The organism is Pseudomonas sp. ADAK2 TE3594, assembly GCF_053628675.1.
Genome location: NZ_JBRJGV010000001.1, coordinates 746861 through 765216, shown reverse-complemented (window position 1 = coordinate 765216; position 18356 = coordinate 746861). Strand labels below are relative to the sequence as shown.

At 59.4% G+C, this 18356-nt stretch carries 18 protein-coding genes; 11 read left to right on the top strand and 7 right to left on the bottom strand.

The features are described from left to right. Positions 1-49: 49 nt before the first annotated feature. Both AB7M22_RS03450 and AB7M22_RS03445 read right to left on the bottom strand, forming a co-directional pair. Positions 50-1561, bottom strand: coding sequence for an amidase family protein (locus tag AB7M22_RS03450; protein WP_454185253.1), 1512 nt, complete (start codon positions 1559-1561; stop codon positions 50-52). Between the two features lie 113 nt (positions 1562-1674). Next, positions 1675-2751 (bottom strand): MBL fold metallo-hydrolase, encoded by a 1077-nt coding sequence (locus AB7M22_RS03445; RefSeq protein ID WP_008009895.1) that lies wholly within the window; start codon positions 2749-2751, stop codon positions 1675-1677. A 215-nt stretch (positions 2752-2966) separates the two neighbouring features. On the opposite strand from AB7M22_RS03445, the gene AB7M22_RS03440 reads away from it, so the two are divergent. Further along, positions 2967-3575, top strand: a complete 609-nt coding sequence (locus AB7M22_RS03440; protein WP_008009893.1) for a TetR/AcrR family transcriptional regulator — start codon at positions 2967-2969, stop codon at positions 3573-3575. A gap of 141 nt (positions 3576-3716) precedes the next feature. Continuing rightward, entirely contained in the window at positions 3717-4262 is a 546-nt protein-coding gene (locus tag AB7M22_RS03435; RefSeq protein WP_454185252.1) for a DUF1003 domain-containing protein, read from the top strand. Between the two features lie 6 nt (positions 4263-4268). Here the strand turns inward: AB7M22_RS03435 and AB7M22_RS03430 are convergent, their stop codons facing one another. Next, the gene (locus AB7M22_RS03430) at positions 4269-5210 is read right to left on the bottom strand and encodes a LysR family transcriptional regulator (RefSeq protein ID WP_454185251.1); all 942 of its coding nucleotides are present in this window, start codon (positions 5208-5210) and stop codon (positions 4269-4271) included. Positions 5211-5225: 15 nt separating this feature from the next. On the opposite strand from AB7M22_RS03430, the gene AB7M22_RS03425 reads away from it, so the two are divergent. After that, complete coding sequence (locus tag AB7M22_RS03425; protein ID WP_454185250.1) at positions 5226-5942, top strand: CTP synthase C-terminal region-related (seleno)protein; 717 nt, start codon at positions 5226-5228, stop codon at positions 5940-5942. 146 nt (positions 5943-6088) lie between these two features. On the opposite strand, the gene AB7M22_RS03420 is transcribed toward AB7M22_RS03425, so the two are convergent. Next, positions 6089-6415: a DUF2025 family protein gene (locus tag AB7M22_RS03420; protein ID WP_454185249.1), complete on the bottom strand. Its 327-nt coding sequence runs from the start codon at positions 6413-6415 to the stop codon at positions 6089-6091. 235 nt (positions 6416-6650) lie between these two features. On the opposite strand from AB7M22_RS03420, the gene AB7M22_RS03415 reads away from it, so the two are divergent. The 3 genes from AB7M22_RS03415 to AB7M22_RS03405 all read left to right on the top strand — a co-directional run bounded on the left by AB7M22_RS03415 (position 6651) and on the right by AB7M22_RS03405 (position 9627). Continuing rightward, on the top strand, positions 6651-7778 hold the full coding sequence (locus AB7M22_RS03415) for a glycerophosphodiester phosphodiesterase (RefSeq protein ID WP_454185248.1): 1128 nt from the start codon (positions 6651-6653) through the stop codon (positions 7776-7778). Positions 7779-7982: 204 nt separating this feature from the next. After that, the gene (locus AB7M22_RS03410; RefSeq protein ID WP_007898755.1) at positions 7983-8288 is read left to right on the top strand and encodes a PepSY domain-containing protein; all 306 of its coding nucleotides are present in this window, start codon (positions 7983-7985) and stop codon (positions 8286-8288) included. A gap of 160 nt (positions 8289-8448) precedes the next feature. After that, the gene (locus AB7M22_RS03405) at positions 8449-9627 is read left to right on the top strand and encodes a GAF domain-containing sensor histidine kinase (protein WP_454188755.1); all 1179 of its coding nucleotides are present in this window, start codon (positions 8449-8451) and stop codon (positions 9625-9627) included. On the opposite strand, the gene AB7M22_RS03400 is transcribed toward AB7M22_RS03405, so the two are convergent. Both AB7M22_RS03400 and AB7M22_RS03395 read right to left on the bottom strand, forming a co-directional pair. Then, on the bottom strand, positions 9624-10055 hold the full coding sequence (locus AB7M22_RS03400; protein ID WP_454185247.1) for a hypothetical protein: 432 nt from the start codon (positions 10053-10055) through the stop codon (positions 9624-9626). The two genes, AB7M22_RS03405 and AB7M22_RS03400, sit on opposite strands and share 4 nt — an antisense overlap. A 111-nt stretch (positions 10056-10166) precedes the next feature. Next, positions 10167-11792: a methyl-accepting chemotaxis protein gene (locus tag AB7M22_RS03395; protein ID WP_454185246.1), complete on the bottom strand. Its 1626-nt coding sequence runs from the start codon at positions 11790-11792 to the stop codon at positions 10167-10169. A 274-nt stretch (positions 11793-12066) separates the two neighbouring features. On the opposite strand from AB7M22_RS03395, the gene AB7M22_RS03390 reads away from it, so the two are divergent. The 4 genes from AB7M22_RS03390 (at position 12067) to AB7M22_RS03375 (ending at position 16775) form a co-directional block, all read left to right on the top strand. Continuing rightward, positions 12067-13089, top strand: a complete 1023-nt coding sequence (locus AB7M22_RS03390) for a transporter (RefSeq protein ID WP_008071907.1) — start codon at positions 12067-12069, stop codon at positions 13087-13089. A 237-nt stretch (positions 13090-13326) separates the two neighbouring features. After that, the gene (locus AB7M22_RS03385; RefSeq protein ID WP_454185245.1) at positions 13327-14943 is read left to right on the top strand and encodes an inorganic phosphate transporter; all 1617 of its coding nucleotides are present in this window, start codon (positions 13327-13329) and stop codon (positions 14941-14943) included. 246 nt (positions 14944-15189) lie between these two features. Next, a complete protein-coding gene (locus AB7M22_RS03380) occupies positions 15190-16056 on the top strand; it encodes a 2OG-Fe(II) oxygenase family protein (protein WP_008009875.1) in 867 nt (288 codons plus the stop codon). After that, positions 16053-16775, top strand: a complete 723-nt coding sequence (locus AB7M22_RS03375; RefSeq protein ID WP_007898747.1) for a TylF/MycF/NovP-related O-methyltransferase — start codon at positions 16053-16055, stop codon at positions 16773-16775. The genes AB7M22_RS03380 and AB7M22_RS03375 overlap by 4 nt, the downstream gene beginning before the upstream one ends. Positions 16776-16928: 153 nt before the next feature. On the opposite strand, the gene AB7M22_RS03370 is transcribed toward AB7M22_RS03375, so the two are convergent. After that, on the bottom strand, positions 16929-17366 hold the full coding sequence (locus AB7M22_RS03370) for a multidrug/biocide efflux PACE transporter (protein WP_454185244.1): 438 nt from the start codon (positions 17364-17366) through the stop codon (positions 16929-16931). Positions 17367-17455: 89 nt separating this feature from the next. Here AB7M22_RS03370 and AB7M22_RS03365 point away from each other — a divergent pair, with 89 nt between their 5' ends. After that, complete coding sequence (locus tag AB7M22_RS03365; protein WP_427625484.1) at positions 17456-18310, top strand: LysR family transcriptional regulator; 855 nt, start codon at positions 17456-17458, stop codon at positions 18308-18310. The last annotated feature ends 46 nt before the right edge of the window (positions 18311-18356 follow it).

Below are 18356 nucleotides of genomic sequence, written 5' to 3'. Positions count from 1 at the left end.
CTCTTCCGGACCAGTGACACCACAAACTCACTGGCCCGGTTACATCCCTTTACTGCTGTTTAAACACCGGATTCTGGCGTGCTAACGAAGCCTGTTCATAGCTGTAAGCCAGCGCCAGCAGTTTAGGTTCACTCCAGCGCGGCCCGTAAAAGAACACGGAGGTGGGCAGATTTTCATCATTCATGCCCGACGGGAGTGTGATGGCTGGGTAGCCCGCCGTTGCGGCAAAGAATTGCGAGTAGCCATCGGCATCGGCGACCAAGGCGTCCAGATTGTGCTCGGTCAGTTGCTCATCGATTGCGCCCTTGAAGTCGGCCATGAACGCCGTGAACCGTTCAGTCGCCTGCGCGTGGGTCATGTCCAGTTCGTTGATCTCTTTAAGCATCTGCTGACCGTAGCCTTCAGCGCCCGGATTGAGTTCGTTGAAGTCGATCAACGCTTGAAGCGTTTTGATCGGCAGCCCGGGGCGGCTGGCGAGGTACTCGGGCAGTTCATGTTTCATGCCCGCCATGAGTGCGTTGAAGTAACCGTCAATGTCCGGCAGCCGGACTTTTAATGGCACCAGAGTAGCGCCTTGTTCTTGCAGCGTGGTCAGGGCCTTCTGGAATTGAACATCGGGATGAAGCACGGTGCCGTTCGGCCCCGTGTACTCGATCAGGTAACCGATTCGCTTGCCGTTCAGTGCGTCCGTGGCGAGCAATGCGGTGTAATCGATACCCACCGGTGCGTCGCCGGTTGCGGCGTCCGTGGCATCGACACCTTGCAGGGCGTTGAACATGAGCGCAGCGTCACGAACGGTGCGCGTCATGGTGCCGGGAGTGTCTTGCAGGCGTGTGATCGGAATGATGCCGGAGCGGCTGAACAGCCCCAGTGTCGGTTTCACACCCACCACGCCGTTGGCCGAGGCCGGGCAAGTGATCGAGCCATTGGTTTCGGTGGCAATGGCCAGCGGTGCAAACCCGGCGGCTACGCCTGCGGCCGAACCGGAACTGGAGCCACACATTTCGGCGCCCAACACGTGGGGATTTTTCCCTTGGCCACCTCGGCCACTCCAGCCATGGGGCAAGCCCATTTCCCGAACGTATGCCCATTCGCTCATGTTGGTTTTGCCGAGAATGACCGCGCCGGCGTCACGCAGTTGCTTGACGACAAACGCATCGCTTGCCGCGGGTTGACCGACCATGGCCAGTGAACCCGCGCTCGTTTGCATCCTGTCTGCGGTGTCGACGTTGTCTTTAAGCAGAACCGGAATGCCGTGAAGCGGACCACGAACCTTTCCGTCCGCACGTTCCTTGTCCAACGCCGTCGCAATCTCGATGGCCTGAGGATTGAGCTCCATGATCGCGTTGATCGCCGGCCCTTGTTTATCCAGTGTTTCGATACGCGCCTGCAGGTGTTTCACCAGTGCTGCGGAAGTCAGTTCGTTACGTTCCATCCGTGCAGTGAGTTCGCTGACACTCGCGTATTCGAGCGCGGAGTTATCCGCGTAAGCGGAACCTGCGACCGACAGCAGCAGGGTCTGCGCCATCACCGTCATGCGGTTTTTGAAAATGCCTTTCATGTAACACGTCCTTGTTATGGCTAATCACGAGTGAGTCATTTCACTCGTCGAACAGCCTACCGAAGCCGTAGGAAACGACTGTCAGCAACAAGGAGCTAGGGCTGTACGAAAGTTCATCCAGACTTGTAGCCGCTACAAGCCATGCGCCCTTCTTCCTTCATCTCATTTTCCAGATCCAGCCACCAGGTACGACCACGCTGCGGATACTTCACATTGAACGCTTCGCCCATCTGCGGCGTGGTGATTGACACGTTCCGCTCCCAGGCCAACGCCAAAATGCGGTCGAAGGGTTCGTACCAGGAGTGCATCGACAGGTCGAAGGTGCCGTTGTGGATTGGCAGCAACCAGCGCCCTTTAAGGTCTATGTGCGCTTGCAGGGTTTGCTCGGGCTGCATGTGAACATGCGGCCACTCGACGTTGTAGGCACCGGTTTCCATGAGTGTGAGGTCGAATGGACCGTACTGTTCGCCGATGCGTTTGAAGCCGTCGAAGTAGCCGCTGTCGCCGCTGAAGAAGATCCTCGTGTCGCCGTCGATCATCACCCACGACGCCCAAAGGGTGCTGTTGCCGTCGAACAGGCCACGACCGGAAAAGTGCTGCGAAGGTGTCGCGACGAATTGAAGGCCATCGACCTCGGTGCTCTGCCACCAATCCAGTTGGCGCACTTTGCTGGCATCGATACCCCATTTGATCAGGGTGTCGCCCACACCCAGCGGTGTGAGGAAGTATCGGGTCTTGTCCGCCAGCTTGAGGACGGCCTGATAATCGAGGTGGTCATAGTGATCGTGGGACAGGATCACCGCTTCAATCGGCGGCAGGTCTTCGAGGCTGATCGGTGGCTGGTGGAAACGCTTCGGGCCGGCCCATTGCACCGGAGAGGCGCGCTCGGCGAAGACCGGGTCGGTGATCCAGAATTTGTCCCGCAGCTTCAGCAGAACCGTGGAATGGCCGAGGCGATAGACGCTGTGGTTGGGCGCGGCGATCAACGCAGCCTGGGTCAGGGTTTGCACCGGGACCGGGGCGGATGGCCGGGTGTCGCGCGGTTTGTGGAAGATGAAGTTCCACAGGATGCGCACGGTTTTGCGAAATCCTTCGCGTTTTACGGGCGCATGATTTCGGTACTGCCCCTGAGCCTGTCGTGAAGCTTGAGGCGTTGAGGCGTTATCCGCTGGAGAAGTTGAAGTGGCCATGACTGAATGACTCCAGAAAAACCGCACGATTGACGGTTTTCCGTTTGGGACGATAAATGGCCAAGGCATGCACGCATCAGCCGGAGATTCTATTTTTCGCTGCGCAGGATTAACGAAACATTACACTGCACAGTGTAGTTTCAAGGTTGCATCAAAGCTGATCACAAGTAAACTACCAAGTGTAGTTCCCCATTTCTTCCTGCTTAAGCGTATTTATGACAGCTCCACAGCGCCTCACCGACCGAAAACGCGAAGCCATCATCCAGGCGGCGATTGCCGAATTCCGTGCCAACGGTTTCGACATCACCAGCATGGACAAGATCGCCGCCACCGCTGGCGTGTCGAAGCGCACGGTGTACAACCACTTCCCGAGCAAGGAAGAGTTGTTCGCCGAAATCCTTAATCAATTATGGACGCGGGCGACGGCCGAACAGGAAATGTCCTACCACCCTGACCTGCCCCTTCGCGATCAGTTGCGCCTGATGTTGCAGGCGAAACTGCAGATGCTGGCCGATGACAATTTCCTCGATCTGGCACGGGTGGCGATTGCCGCCACCATCCATTCTCCCGAGCGTGCGCAAAACATGGTCGCCCGGATGGGAGCGCGCGAAGAAAGCCTGACCGTGTGGATTCGCGCAGCCCAGGCCGATGGCCTATTGAAACCGGTCGCACCCGACTTCGCCGCGCAACAGATCCATGGATTGCTCAAGTCCTTTGCGTTCTGGCCGCAGATCTCCATGGGCCAGCCAGGTTTGTCGCCCGAGATGCAGCACACCGTCGTGGAGTCGGCGCTAGACATGTTCCTGGCCTGTTATGAGCTCTGAATCGAGCTGCAAAAAATGACAATGTCTGCGGTTTTATCGCTGACCGATCGCTCTGAGTAGAAACACCGAAATGTGTTTCAGAATGAAACTGGCGCCGGGGCTATAGTGAGCCTCAGTCCCAGCGGCCATGCAGAGAGCACCATGAGCACCCCGACCCGCGAAACCGAAACCGAACCCACCGGCCCCGTCGATCACCTGCGCTTCCATCGCCCTCACGCTCATCTGGCACCTACTTTCGGTACCGACCGTTTTGCCCTGCGCGCCGAGGCCTTTGCGCGATTCTTCGGCACGCCGACTTTTCTCGGCGCCCAGACCCTGATTGTGGTGGTCTGGATTTGCCTGAACTTATCCGGCGTGACCGATTTCGATGTGTACCCGTTCATCCTGCTCAACTTGGCGTTCAGCCTGCAAGCGGCCTATGCCGCACCGCTGATTCTGCTGGCCCAGACGCGTCAGGCGGCGCGGGACAAGGCCCAGTCAGACGCCGATGCGCGACATCGTGAAGCCTTGGCCGTGGCCAACAGCGAACGTCAGGCCCAGGCCGCGCAAAACACCGCGCAACTAATGGCGCTGCTGGAGCAAAACACCCGGCTCACCGAAATCACCAAGACCCTCACCGAGCGGATCGAAAGCCTGACGTCGGAAATGCATCAACACTTCGTAGGCAAAGAGCCGCCGAAGGCGTGATCCGACTCAAGGCAACTTCAGCGCCCGCCCCAACTCATCGAACAACGTCACCACCGAGCGCAATGCGCGGCAGTCTGGGCGTGTGAGCAACCACAGCGCGGTGTCGTAACCGTGCAAGGGATCGGTCAACGGTTGCAGTCCATCACCGATGAGGAAGTCCGGCAACGCCGCGACACCCAGCCCGGCCCGTACCAACTCGGTCACCGACAACATGCTGTTGCAGCGATAACCCGGTGCCACGCCAGGCAATTGTTGACGACGCCAGGCGACAGTGGGGTGATCGGGCAGGAAGTCGTCCGGAGCGATCCAGGTCAATGAGGCCAGGTCGTGGGAATCAACCGATTGCAGATAGGCCGCGCTGGCGCAGACCCGGTAGGAAATATCCGCCAGCCGCCGGCCAACCAAATGCTCGGGCGGTGTGCGGGTCAGCCGCAAGGCGATGTCGGCATCGCGACGGCTGAGGTTGGCAAAGTCGTTGGAGGTGCAGAGTTCAATGGTCAGCGCCGGGTAAGACGGCATGAACCGCGCCAGTGACGGCAACAACAAACTTTGCAGGACTGAATCGGTGCAGGTCAGGCGCACAGTGCCGCTGATGACTTCACCGCCCTGCTCCACGCCAATGCGCGCCGCCTCCAGCGCTTGTTCGGCGCGCTCAGCCTGCTCGGCCAGGGTCTGCGCCAGCGTGGTCGGCAGGTAACCGGCGCGACTCTTTTCAAACAGTTGCTGGCCCAACGCGGCTTCCAGTCGGCGGACGGCGCGAAACACCGTCGAGACATCGACTTTCAACAATGCCGATGCCCGGGCCAGAGAGCCGCCGCGCACCAGGGCGAGGATCAGGGACAGGTCCGGGTAGTCCAGTCGATAGTGCGCTGGTGCATTGATCACTTGGGATAACGCCAATATTGATTGCGTGAACGCCAATCTATAGTGGGTGCCAGGAATCAACAAGCGTCGAGATCACTCATGGAAACCAGCGCCATCCGCATCGCCCTGATCGGCGATCACGACCCACAGGTCACCGCCCACCAAGCCATCCCCGTCGCCCTCGGCATGGCCGCCGAACACTCAGGCCAAGACATACAGTTTCAATGGTTGGCCACCGACAGCATCAACGCCGAGACGCCACTGGATGACTTCGATGGTTTCTGGTGCGTGCCCGCCAGCCCTTATCGCGATATGGACGGCGCGTTACGGGCGATCCGTTTTGCCCGCGAGCAGCAGCGACCTTTCCTCGGCACTTGCGGCGGTTTTCAGCATGCGGTACTCGAATTCGCCCGCAACGTTCTGGGTTGGAGCGATGCCGAACACGGCGAGACCTCGCCCGATGCGACACGGGCGTTACTCACGCCGCTGACCTGTTCGCTGGTGGAAGCCGTCGACAGCATTCATTTGGTTGAAGGCTCGTTGATCGCCAAGGCGTACGAAAACGCTGAAATTCGCGAGGGATATCGCTGCCGTTATGGAGTGAATCCTGAGTTTGAACGGGAGCTACTGAAACAACAGTTGCACGCGGTGGGCCACGATTCGACGGGAGGGCTGCGGGCGGTGGAGCTAAAAGGTCACCCGTTCTTTGTCGCAACGCTGTTCCAACCGGAACGCGCCGCGCTTAAGGGTATTCTGCCGCCGTTGGTCCGGGCGTTGATCGAGGCCTGTGCGCGGGCATATGCGTTCAAACAGTAAATGATGCGGTGTTCTGGAGGCCGTCTTCGCGGGCAAGCCCGCTCCCACATTTGATCTCGGGCGTTCACAGATTTTGTGTACGCATAAGATCCACTGTAGGAGCGAGGCTTGCCCGCGAAGAGGCCCGACCTGACACCACAAAACCCTCAACCTCGCACCAAACTCCTCACCGCCGTAATCTGCGGCACTTCCCGCCGATTCATATACACCCGCAACGGCTCGGTGATGTTGATCCGGTCGTCGATGTTCTGGTCCAGCAGCAACTGGATCAGTTCTCGCTTGAGCGTCATGGTCTGCTCGGGGCCAGGCGCCCAGACGAATTCACAGGTGGGGATGATGCCGTCATCAGCCACGTCCATGCCGAACGAGTCTTCGCTGAAGCGCACGATGTACTGGCCGGTCTTGCGATTGAGGCCGACGAAGCCTTTGAGTTGGTCGGCGGCCTGGCAAATGAGCTGGGAAGTGATGCGCATGATAAACCTCACAAAAGGTCGCAAAGGACCGGTGATCAATGGTTTACACGCAGGGCAAGCGAACGGGTTTCCCTCTGCCGGGGAAATTGCCGGGGCCAAGAGTACTGCAAAGAACCGCACAAAAGCGCTGAAAAAACTCCTTTAAACACGTTTATGTCGGTCTGGCGATAGCGCAAGCGGCGCTCAGTTGCTAAAAGATACGTCTTTGAAAACCCATCGCAAAAGGACTTCGACCATGCCTGTCACCTTCACCAAGAGCGCCCTGCTGCTGAGCCTGATGCTCGGCCTCGGCCAGGCACAGGCCGCCAACGAGCCAAGCCCCACGGCATTGGCGACCCGTCTGGGCATTCCGCACCCGGCGGTGATCGCTCACCGTGGCGCGTCTTTCGATGCACCGGAATCCACCGCAGCAGCCTACAAACTGGCTCGCGACCTGGGTGCCGACTATCTGGAAATGGACCTGCAACGCAGCAAGGACGGCGTGTTGTTCGCCCTGCACGACAACAACCTGCAACGCACCACCGACGTCGCCACCAAGTTCCCAGAGCGCAAGGACAGCCTGGCCAACGAATTCACCATCGCCGAACTCAAAACCCTGGATGCCGGCAGCTGGTTCAACAGCGCTTACCCGGATCGCGCGCGCCCGTCTTATGCAGGTCTGAAGATCCTGACCCTGGATGAAATCATCGATATCGCCCAAGGCAATCCGTTGCACAAGCCTGGCCTGTACATCGAAACCAAAGAGCCGAAGCAGTTTCCCGGTATCGAGCGCGACCTCAAGGAGAAACTCCAGGATCGCGGCTGGCTGAGCCCGGTCGGTTCGAAACTGGCGAAGAGCGAACTGGCGGTCGGCCAGGGTAAAGGCAAGGTGGTGCTGCAAACCTTCGAGAAGAGCAGCCTCGAATTGCTCGAGAAGGAAATGCCGCAAGTGCCGAAAATCCTGCTGCTGTGGGTCGGTGAAGGCAGCATCGAGCCGAAATCCAAAGTGACGTTCTCCGAGTCCGGCGACAAGGACAAAGCCACCTACTACGCCAAACAGGAACCGAAGAACAAAGCCGAGTTCCAGCAATGGGTCGAGTACGCCAAGGCCCAGGGCGCAATCGGCACCGGCCCTTCGGCCGCACTGACCAAGGGTGGCGATCAGAGCTATTCGGACCTGGTGCAACCGTGGATGAACCAGTACACCCACGATCAGGGCTTGTTGGTGCACGTCTACACCATCGACGAAGCGGTGGATTATCAGAAGGTGGCGGATGCCGGCGTCGACGGCATTTTCACCAACCGCGCCAGCGAACTGCTGAAGTTCTATAAACGTCCGGCGGCGGCGAGCGTTGCGCAGTTGTTGCAGAACAACGGGTATTGATTCGAGACCGTGGCGCCTGCATCGCGGGCAAGCCACGCTCCTACAAGTTACGTGGCGACCACAATATCGTGGCGTACCACAAACCTGTAGGAGCGAGGCTTGCCCGCGAAGCTTTTAAGCTGACGCCACAGTCAATTAAGGGTGAATTAAGTTGCGCTGGTTAACCTGACGCCACTTAAACAGCTCATCCAAGGAAAGAACTTCATGAAAACCTTAACTGCCCTGTTCACCGCTGCTGCCCTGACCCTCACCGCTGGCCTGGCCCAGGCAGACGTTCGCGTCGACCAGATCCCTGAGTTGGTCAAGAGTGGCAAGATCAAACCCCTGGAAGAACTGAACCAGGCCGCCCTGAAGTTGCACCCGGGTGCCACAATCACCGACACCGACCTCGATAACCACTTCAACGGCTACGAATATGAAGTTGAACTGCGCAGGGCTGACGGCACCGAGTGGGACGTGGACTTCGATGCCACTACCGGCAAGGTTCTGAGCAACAAACAAGACACATGATTCAACTGCAAGAAAAGCCGCACGACTTTCGGGTCGTGCGGCTTTTTTGCGTTCGGCGTCTGGCCGTTGACTGAGGCGACGAACGAAGCCGCGACAATTCGCGCAAGCCCGCTAGAATCCCTCAAAACCATTCGGCATGTTGAAGCAGAGAACCAAGGATATGGGGCAAACAGCGGCAGCAGACATCACCACAATCAGCCGGATCAGCGCGGTGCCGGCGATTCTTCAGGTGATCAGTGAGTTGACCGGTTTGCGGTTCGCAGCGGTGGCCCGTGTTACCGAAGAGGCCTGGACTGCCTGCGCGGTGCTTGATCGACTGAATTTCGGTTTGCAGGTCGGCGATGAGCTGGACCTGGCGTCCACCCTGTGCAACGAAATTCGCCAGGGCCACCACTCGGTAGTGATCGACAAGGCCAGTGAAGATCCGCTCTACCGCGATCACCACACGCCTCAGACCTATCAATTCGAAAGCTACATTGCCGTCCCGATTTTTCGCACTGACGGGCGCTTTTTCGGCACCATTTGTGCCCTTGATCCCAATCCGGCGCAGCTCAAGTCCAGCACGATCCAGAGCACCATGGAGTCGTTCGCCCGGATGCTCGCGCTCCAGATCGAGGCCGAAGAAAACCTGCAACGGACCGAAACGGCGCTGATCAAGGAACGCCAAACCGCCGAAATGCGTGAACAATTCATCGCCGTGCTCGGCCATGACCTGCGCAACCCCTTGTTTTCCATCAGCGCCGGCGCCGAAATGCTCCTGCGCAAAGTCTCCGATCCGGCGAACGAGCAACGGGCCCGGCACATCCTCACCAGCGCTCGACGGGCGACCAAACTGGTGGACGATGTGCTGGACTTTGCGCGGGGTTCACTGGGCCGAGGCATCCCGGTGAACATTGAGCCGTGCCCGGACTTGGCGGACGCATTGCGGCATGTGATTTCCGAGATCCAGAGCATTCACCCAAAACGCATCATTCAGTCGTCGATTGGCGACCTGAGCAACATCCATTGCGATCGCGAACGGGTCGCGCAATTGCTATCCAATCTGGTGGCGAACGCCGTTGTCCACGGAACTCCCGACGGCCCGGTCGAGGTCAGTGCGCAGGTCAAGGAAGGACACTTTGTGTTGAGCGTAAAAAACCAGGGGCTGATTGCCGAAGATGCGCTGCCGCATCTGTTCCTGCCCTACTCGAAACCAGCCGGCGGAACACCGCAGGTCGGCCTCGGGTTGGGGTTGTACATTGCCAGTCAGATTGCGCAGTCCCATGGCGGGAAACTGCAGGTGCTATCGACCGAGCAACAGGGTACGACGTTCACCTTCAGCTTGCCCTCACCGACTTAAGCGGTGGTGCTGACCACCGAACCCGACGTACTGCCGCCCTCGTCCTGCAACGCCTGCAACAACGCCGCCGTCACCGTCTGCAACGAAGCTGAAGTGGCCACAACCTGCGACTGAGCCGCCGCAACGTTCGCTGCTTTGGCTTCGGCGCTGTCTTGCTTGGCCTGGGCTGCTTGCAGTTGTTGCTGTTGTTCCTGCAATTGCTTTTGCAGCTCGGCGAGCTGCTTGCGCAGTTGTTTCACCGTATCGGATTCGCTGCTGGAACTGCTGTCGCTCGACTCGGGTGCACCGCCAGCGGCAACCTTGGTGGTATCGCTGGACGCCTCAGCCGTCGCTGCGACTGAAGTGTCTTCGGTGCTGTCGTTGATCGCGACTTTGCTTGAAGAGGTCGACAGGGTCTGATTGATCGAAACGGAGCTGATGCTGACCATGGGATTTATCCAATGTGGAGTTTGGGTAAATCCGTCATCGACGGGCGCGGCACGAACTTGAGAGTGACTGTGTACCGATTCGGTAACCGAACCGATACACAGCCCATTTCACTAGGCGCTCAACCGCGCCGTCACTTCATTCAACTGCCCCGACAAGCCATGCAGATTGTGGCTGGCCGCTTCGGTGCGCTGCACGTTGTCCAGGTTGGTACTGGCGATGCTGGTGATTTCGGTGAGGTTGCGCGAAATGTCTTCGGCCACTGACGTCTGTTCTTCGGCGGCGGTGGCGATCTGGCGGTTCATGTCGCGAATGGCTTCCACGGCATGGGTGATGCGCTCGAGCATGGCGCCGGCCTGGGTCACTTGCTCGACGCTTTCTTCGCTGCGCGACTGACCGCTTTCGATAGCCTGGGCCGCGTCCACCGCACCGGTTTGCACGGTTTGAATGATCTGGTTGATCTCGATGATCGACGCCGCCGTGCGCTGGGCCAGGCTGCGCACCTCATCGGCGACCACCGCAAAACCACGCCCGGCTTCACCGGCACGGGCCGCTTCGATTGCGGCGTTGAGCGCCAGCAGGTTGGTCTGTTCGGCGATGCCGCGAATCACTTCCAGCACTTTACCGATGCGTCCGCTGTCGGCTTCCAGGCGACGGATGACCGTGGCGGTGTTGGCGATTTCGCCGCGCATTTGGGTGATGGTGTGAATGGTGCCCTGCATGACTTTTTCGCCCTGCTGGGCGGACTGGTCGGCATCATCGGCCGCACGTGCCGCGTCGGCTGCGTGGCGCGCTACTTCTTGCGCGGTGGCGGACATTTCGTTCATCGCCGTGGCCACCTGATCGGTGCGGGTGAACTGCTCGTTGGTGCCGCTGGCCATGAGGCCGGCAATCGAATTCAGCTCGCCGCTGGCGCTGTCCAGGTCCGTCGCACTGCGCTGCAAACGACTGAAGGTTTCGGCGAGGAAATCGCGCAAGGTGTTGGCGGCCCTGGCCAGGTTGCCCAACTCATCCTGACGGGTGCTGGCCACGCGCTCGGCGAAGCGCCCTTGGCTGAGTTGTGCCACATAGTCGATCAGCTTGCGGATCGGCTCCACCAGGTTGCGGTTGACCAGCCACAGACTCAACAAGCCAATCAGCAGACCCGACACCAGCATCACCATGAGCCCCAGCAACACCGTCTGATCGGCGCTGGCGCTGATCTGCTTCGATTGCTCGATGCTCTGCTTGCGCAGTTCGCTGACCAGTTCATTCATCTGTTCGCTGGCGGCACGGTCCACGCCTTTGACCGCATTGTCGCCGGCCGCTGGGTCGGCACCGGCCGCCACGTAGGCATCACGGCCCTTCTGATAGGCCGCGCCTAATGCACGATGCTCTTCACGCAGGCGTTCGATGCGGGTCTTGAGTTGCGGCTCGATGCCCTTTTGCCCGGCCAGTTCACCGAGGATGCCCTGCACGTCGCGCTGACCGTCCTCGAACTGCTTCCAGTATTTGTCCAGGTTCGCAGGTTCCTTGCCGCGCAGCAGAACGTTCTTCCACTCCTGAACCTGCACCTTGAATTGCAGGTTGGCCTCATCGATCAATTGCGAGGTGTGCAACGGACCTTCAATCAGGTTCGCGTAGTTCTGAACGCCATTGGACAGGAAGTGAAAGCAAGCCAAAGCGATCAGCAACATCGCCAACAGGCTGCCGCTCAACAGGGCGAGGATTTGCGCTCTCAGGGATTTTTGCAAAAACATCGAGTGATATCTCATGACAGGGATAAGGCACGCCCAAGTGGCATGCAGATGTCTGGACATCCCTGTCAGCGACGCTGGTTCACCACCAGAATCGAAAGATCTACATCAGCGTCATCGGCGTGCCAGAGCCTTTCTTGAGCGCTCTCCGACCATCGGTAGGAGACGGATTTCCGGCGCCATTCAACTGTCACAAAACCTTCAAAATACGTTGCGATGATGGGGCTCAAGTGAACCTGTGAAACCTGCGACAGGCGCCTCCTCACAGCGAGACCTCATGAACCACAGCATTGACCAACGCCATCGCGATTCCGACCTGTTCGGCCTGCTTTACGGTTTCAGTTTTCGCCCCGGCGAGCGCGGCCGGGAGATCGACTCGGCCAAGGCGCTGCACTGCCTGCAACAACCGGACGACAGTGATGAGTTCCTCTGGCTGCACCTGAACCTGGCCCATGCCGCGTGCGAGCGCTGGATGAAAAGCCATCTGGCATTGCCCGATGAGTTTTTCGAAGCGCTGCACGAAGGCTCCCGCTCGACGCGTATCGAACACGTCGATTCGGCGTTGCTGGCGGTGGTCAACGACGTGGTGTTCAACCTCAGCAGCATGGTCTCCTCGGATGTCTCGACGCTGTGGGTCTGTGCCCGCAGTCGGCTGATCGTCAGTGCGCGGTTGCAACCGCTGCACTCGGTGGACAAGCTGCGCTCTTCGGTGAAGGCCGGTGAATGCTTTCGCTCACCGCTGGAGTTGCTGGTGCATTTGTTGCGCGATCAGGGTGAAGTGCTGACGCAGATCGTGCGCAAGACCAGCCTCAGTGTCGATCAGATCGAAGATGAGTTGCTGTCTTCGCGCCTGTCGACCAACCGCGCCGAACTGGGCGCCAATCGGCGCGTGCTGGTGCGCCTGCAACGCTTGCTGGCGCTGGAGCCGGGCTCGTTGCTGCGCTTGCTCAATCGCCCGCCGCAATGGTTGCAGAAGGAGGACGTCAAGGAGCTGCGCAAGTCCACCGAGGAGTTTGCGCTGATCATTAACGACCTCACGGCCCTCGGTGAACGGATCAAGCTGTTGCAGGAAGAAATCGCCGCCAACCTCAACGAACAGAGCAACCGCACGCTGTTCACCCTGACCGTGGTCACGGTGCTGGCGCTGCCAATCAACATCATCGCCGGCTTCTTCGGCATGAACGTCGGCGGCGTGCCGCTTTCCGGTGATCCGGAGGGGTTCTGGATCCTGGTGGCGCTGGTCGCGACGTTTACCCTGATTGCCGGGCGCTGGGCGTTTCGCAAGCGGCAGGATTATTGATCACGACCATCCCCACCATCCCCGTCCCTGTAGGAGCGAGGCTTGCCCGCGAAGGCGATCTAACAGTCAAAATCATCGTTGAATGTGAAGACGCCTTCGCGGGCAAGCCTCGCTCCTATGGGGATTGTGTGATCGTCGGCATCGCAAAAAAAACCAAACACTGACCCAGCGCAGCCTCTCTGTAATATTTAGCAACGATCATGACCGATACTCCTTCTCTGCTCAGGATTATCCGGCATGGCTACGCCTTCCTTCACCAGCGCTGCCCAGGCTCCCGCCAGCAGCGCCAAGCCGCAGCTCGATAAAAAACCCGGCCTGCTCACTATCGTGATGTTCTTTGCGGTGCTGGGCAGTGGGCTGTTATTCACCGCCTACAGCCTGATGCACGACATGAGCGAACTCGGCACGGTGGTCACCACCTGGACGCCGTTTCTGCTGTTGGGTGTCGCGCTGCTGATTGCCTTGGGCTTTGAGTTCGTCAACGGCTTTCACGACACCGCCAACGCCGTGGCGACGGTGATCTACACCAACTCCCTGCCGCCGAATTTCGCCGTGGCCTGGTCCGGGTTCTTCAACTTCCTGGGGGTCTTGCTGTCGAGCGGCGCGGTGGCGTTCGGCATCATCGCCTTGCTGCCGGTGGAGCTGATTCTGCAAGTCGGTTCCTCCGCCGGTTTTGCAATGATCTTCGCGCTGTTGATCGCCGCGATCCTGTGGAACCTCGGCACCTGGTGGTTGGGTTTGCCGGCGTCTTCGTCGCACACCCTGATCGGCTCGATCATTGGTGTCGGCGTGGCCAATGCCCTGATGCACGGCCGTGACGGCACCAGTGGCGTGGATTGGGCTCAGGCGACCAAAGTCGGTTACGCGTTGCTGCTGTCGCCGCTGATCGGCTTCGCCTTTGCTGCGCTATTGCTGCTGGCGTTGCGCGCCTTCGTCAAAAATCGCGCGCTGTACAAGGCGCCGAAGGGCGACACTGCGCCACCGTGGTGGATTCGCGGCATGTTGATTCTGACCTGCACCGGTGTGTCCTTCGCTCACGGCTCCAACGACGGCCAGAAAGGCATGGGCCTGATCATGCTGATCCTGGTCGGTACCCTGCCGATGGCGTATGCACTGAACCGGACCATGCCAGCGGATCAGTCCCTGCAGTTCGCCGCAGTGGCCGAAGTCACCCAGCAAGCATTGATGAAAAATTCGCCACTGCCGGCACCCGCCGATCCACGCCCAGTGCTGACCGATTACATGCGCAGCAAGGAAGCCACGCCGCAATTGATCCCCGCCCTCGCCGCACTGGCGGGCCACATCGGTAACGAAGTGAAGGGGTATGGCTCGCTGTCGAAAGTCCCGGCCGAAGCGATGGGCAACGTGCGTAACGACATGTACCTGACCAGTGAAACCATTCGCCTGATGGACAAGAACAAGGTCGGCAACTTCGACGCCGACACCACCGGCAAGCTGCAATTGTTCAAGCAACAGATCGACAACGCCACACGGTTCATTCCGCTGTGGGTAAAAATCGCGGTGGCCATCGCACTGGGGCTGGGCACCATGGTTGGCTGGAAACGCATTGTGGTGACGGTCGGCGAAAAAATCGGCAAGACGCACCTGACCTACGCCCAAGGCGCCTCGGCGGAAACCGTGGCGATGCTGACCATCGGCGCCGCCGACATGTTCGGCCTGCCGGTGTCGACCACCCATGTGTTGTCTTCAGGCGTGGCCGGGACCATGGTCGCCAACGGTGGTGGCTTGCAGATGAAGACCATCCGCAACCTGCTGATGGCCTGGGTGCTGACCTTGCCGGCGGCAATTGTGTTGTCGGGCAGTCTTTACTGGCTGTTCACCAAGCTGTTCTGACCACACAGAACCTGTAGGAGCGAGGCTTGCCCGCGAAAGCGGTCTAACAGTCAACATCATCGTTGAATGTGAAGACGCCTTCGCGGGCAAGCCTCGCTCCTACAGGGATTTTTTTGCCCGGCGAAAGCATTTCGTCGCAAATTCAGGGGATTGCGCCTTTATTGATCCACTACCCGCCGGATTGCACTTCAGTTTGCTAACGTGTGGCCGACTCATAAGAGACTCGATGCATTCAGGAGTGGAATCGTGAATCTGTATATCAATCAGCTTCAGCACAAAGCTGACTTTAAAGAAGCCATCTACGCCGGCGACATCTTCCTGAACACTCAGCTGCGCGCCGCCAAAGAGCTGTGTGCGTTCGCCCAGGAAAGCATCACCGCCGCCTTCGACGGCGAGACCAATCACCAGGCGCTGCACACGCTGATGCCGGTGGAAGAATTCGTGGTACTGGTGACGCGCCTCAAAGGCCAGTTCACCAACAGCCAGCGCGCCAAGGATCTGATCCTGTCGTTTATCGACGAGATCGGTGTCGACCCGCGTGAGTACATTTTCGACGTGCCGCGCATTCGCGTGGTGCCGAACTATGACTACTTGCACGCCGGTGTCAGCTACGCCTACAAGCCACATCGCGACACGTGGTACGGCAGCGTCGATTGCCAGATCAATACCTGGATGCCGGTGCATACCATTCGCCCCGACCAGACCATGATGATCAACGCTGGCTACTTCGACGTGCCCGTGAAGAACACCTCCAGCGAATGGAGCCTCAACGACTGGATCAATAACCAGCGGCACAAGGCCAAGGACAACCTCAAAGAGGAAGTCCGCGTGCACCCGGTGCCACTGGAGGCGATCAACACCGCGTCTGAAATGCGCATCGCCGGCAATACCGGCGAGATGCTGATCTTCTCCGGCTCGCATCTGCACGGCACGGTCGCCAATCACACCGAACAAACCCGCTTCAGCGTGGACTTCCGCCTGATGCACCTCGACGACCTCAAGCACAAGCGCGGCGCGATCAACGTCGACAGCGCCTGCCCTGACGTCGGCGCCGGTTTCAAAGACTATTTCCACGCCCACGACTTTTCGAATTTCCAAGGAATTGACCAATGACCAAGCGTCGCATCACACCTGCCGAGGCCCAGTACAACGAAACCCGTGCCAATGTCCTGAAACGGGTCGATGCCGAGTACGTGGCCGACGCGCCGTTCGTCTTCGCCAACCGCATCGGCGTGACCGCTGCTCTGTCGCGCATGGAGCTGTTCAAGAAAGTCGCCGAAATCCCGGGCGCGATCATTGAGTGCGGCGTGTACAAGGGCAACTCGTTGATGCTCTACATGCACCTGTCGATGATCCTGGAACCCTACGCGATCAACCGTTCGATTATCGGCTTCGACACCTTCGAAGGCTTCCAGAGCATCGACAAGAAAGAAGACCCAGCAGACGTCAACGAGACCATGTTCTCCGACACCGACCAGTCGCTGATCCAGGACATGATCGACGCCAACGACCTGCTGCGCCCGGTCAACCGTATCCCGCGCTGCGAGCTGGTCAAAGGCGACATCGTCAAGACCGTGCCTGAGTGGGTCCAGACCCGTCCGGACCTGGTGGTGGCGATGTTGATCCTCGACACCGACCTGTACGAGTCGACCAAAGTCGCGCTGGAAACTTTCCTGCCGTACATGCCAAAAGGCGCGATCGTGGTACTGGACGAAGTGGCTTACCGCAACTTCCCGGGCGAAACCAAAGCCCTGCGCGAAGTACTCGACCTGAACAAGATCGAACTCAAGCGCCTGCCGTTCGATTCGTGCGTGGGTTACTTCCACGTCTGACACATAACCCGCCCCCGTAGGAGCGAGGCTTGCCCGCGAAGAAGGCACCGCGGTTTAACCGAATGACCGCGTTATCGTTCTTCGCGGGCAAGCCTCGCTCCTACAAAGGCAGGTCCGGTTGTGGATTGGATGAGCAGGCTGCGATCTTTGCTTTTAAACCTCGCAAGCCCTGCGCACCATCAACCGCCCACGCACCACGTCGTAACCCCAGTGATAGACGTAGGTGTACGGCAGGAAAAACAGCAGTACGCCGATGTCCAATAGGAACGCCTGCCACAGGCTGACCTTCAGCCACCAGGCAATCAACGGCACGCCGAACGCGACCAACCCGCCTTCGAACAACAGCGCATGCACCACGCGGACCCAAGCGTTACGCACAATGGCAAAGCGCTTGAGCAAGCGGTCGAACAGGCCGTTGAAGACCACGTTCCAAGCCAGGGCCAGGGCTGCAATGGCCATGGTTACCGCACCCATTTCCAGCATGGGTTTGTCCATGACCCAGGCCAGTAGCGGGGTACAGATCAATATCGCCAGCAGTTCGAAACCGATGGCCTGGAAAATTCGTTCAGTGATGGATTTGTTGGCGTTCATGGCCAGACTCCCTGAGTGACTATGGTTGCCATGATCCGTCATCACGCCGATACTTCATAACCAATAACCATCGATCAAGGCGATAGTTCATGGCTTCCCACGAAGTGCTGCTGGCGTTTGTCCAGGCGGCGACTCAAGGCTCGTTTTCCGCCGCGGCGCGCAAGCTCGGTCGCAGTCAGTCGACCATCAGCGCCGCGGTTGCCAGCCTGGAAATCGACCTGAACCTTGTCCTCTTCGACCGCAGCAGCCGCAAGCCGAGCCTGACCCCGGCCGGGCACGTCATGTTGCAGCGGGCCGAGGAGATTCTGGCCGCCACCAGCCGCCTGGAAATGACCGCCAGCCAGCTGTCCCAAGGCGTCGAGCCGAAGCTGACCGTGGCGATTTCCGACACCTATCAGTCCGACCGTTTTGAAGCGGCGCTCAGTGCTTTCGAGCAGCGTTACCCAGACCTGGAACTTGAATGCCTGATCGCTGAATGTGATGACCTGGTGGCACTGGTGCAACGCGGTCGAGCGCATGTCGCCTTCGCCGAGATGCAGGACAGCTACCCACCAGACCTGGTCAGTTCAACGGTGGACGAGCGCACGGAAATCGCCCTGTTCGTGTCCCATGCGCACCCGTTGGCGAAGCTGAACGCAATCGATCAGGACGTGCTGCAACAGCACCGTGAGCTGCGTCTGGCGACAATCGTCAATCCGTACGAAAGCCGGGCGAAGGGGCGCGTCTGGTCGGCACCAAGTTATCTGATGTTGCTGGAAATGGCCCAGGGCGGGTTCGGCTGGGCGCCACTGCCCCGCTGGTTGGTGGGGCGGTTCGGGGCCGGCTCACTGGTGGAACTGAATGTGCGCGGTTGGCCGAAACCGGTGTGCGTCGATGCGCTGTGGTCGCGGCTGCACCCGCCGGGGCCGGCGGGGAGTTGGCTACTTGGCAAGATGCTTGAATGAAGGTCCTGCGGACCTTATCGCGGGCAAGCCACGCTCCCACAGGATT

What these genes read in the sequence shown, in the direction of transcription:
- AB7M22_RS03370 (WP_454185244.1), bottom strand. Translation starts at nt 17,366, where the DNA reads ATGAACGCCAACAAATCCATCACTGAACGAATTTTCCAGGCCATCGGT.
- AB7M22_RS03445 (WP_008009895.1), bottom strand. Translation starts at nt 2,751, where the DNA reads ATGGCCACTTCAACTTCTCCAGCGGATAACGCCTCAACGCCTCAAGCT.
- AB7M22_RS03385 (WP_454185245.1), top strand. Translation starts at nt 13,327, where the DNA reads ATGGCTACGCCTTCCTTCACCAGCGCTGCCCAGGCTCCCGCCAGCAGC.
- AB7M22_RS03440 (WP_008009893.1), top strand. Translation starts at nt 2,967, where the DNA reads ATGACAGCTCCACAGCGCCTCACCGACCGAAAACGCGAAGCCATCATC.
- AB7M22_RS03375 (WP_007898747.1), top strand. Translation starts at nt 16,053, where the DNA reads ATGACCAAGCGTCGCATCACACCTGCCGAGGCCCAGTACAACGAAACC.
- AB7M22_RS03425 (WP_454185250.1), top strand. Translation starts at nt 5,226, where the DNA reads ATGGAAACCAGCGCCATCCGCATCGCCCTGATCGGCGATCACGACCCA.
- AB7M22_RS03405 (WP_454188755.1), top strand. Translation starts at nt 8,449, where the DNA reads ATGGGGCAAACAGCGGCAGCAGACATCACCACAATCAGCCGGATCAGC.
- AB7M22_RS03395 (WP_454185246.1), bottom strand. Translation starts at nt 11,792, where the DNA reads ATGTTTTTGCAAAAATCCCTGAGAGCGCAAATCCTCGCCCTGTTGAGC.
- AB7M22_RS03410 (WP_007898755.1), top strand. Translation starts at nt 7,983, where the DNA reads ATGAAAACCTTAACTGCCCTGTTCACCGCTGCTGCCCTGACCCTCACC.
- AB7M22_RS03390 (WP_008071907.1), top strand. Translation starts at nt 12,067, where the DNA reads ATGAACCACAGCATTGACCAACGCCATCGCGATTCCGACCTGTTCGGC.
- AB7M22_RS03400 (WP_454185247.1), bottom strand. Translation starts at nt 10,055, where the DNA reads ATGGTCAGCATCAGCTCCGTTTCGATCAATCAGACCCTGTCGACCTCT.
- AB7M22_RS03365 (WP_427625484.1), top strand. Translation starts at nt 17,456, where the DNA reads ATGGCTTCCCACGAAGTGCTGCTGGCGTTTGTCCAGGCGGCGACTCAA.
- AB7M22_RS03450 (WP_454185253.1), bottom strand. Translation starts at nt 1,561, where the DNA reads ATGAAAGGCATTTTCAAAAACCGCATGACGGTGATGGCGCAGACCCTG.
- AB7M22_RS03420 (WP_454185249.1), bottom strand. Translation starts at nt 6,415, where the DNA reads ATGCGCATCACTTCCCAGCTCATTTGCCAGGCCGCCGACCAACTCAAA.
- AB7M22_RS03435 (WP_454185252.1), top strand. Translation starts at nt 3,717, where the DNA reads ATGAGCACCCCGACCCGCGAAACCGAAACCGAACCCACCGGCCCCGTC.
- AB7M22_RS03415 (WP_454185248.1), top strand. Translation starts at nt 6,651, where the DNA reads ATGCCTGTCACCTTCACCAAGAGCGCCCTGCTGCTGAGCCTGATGCTC.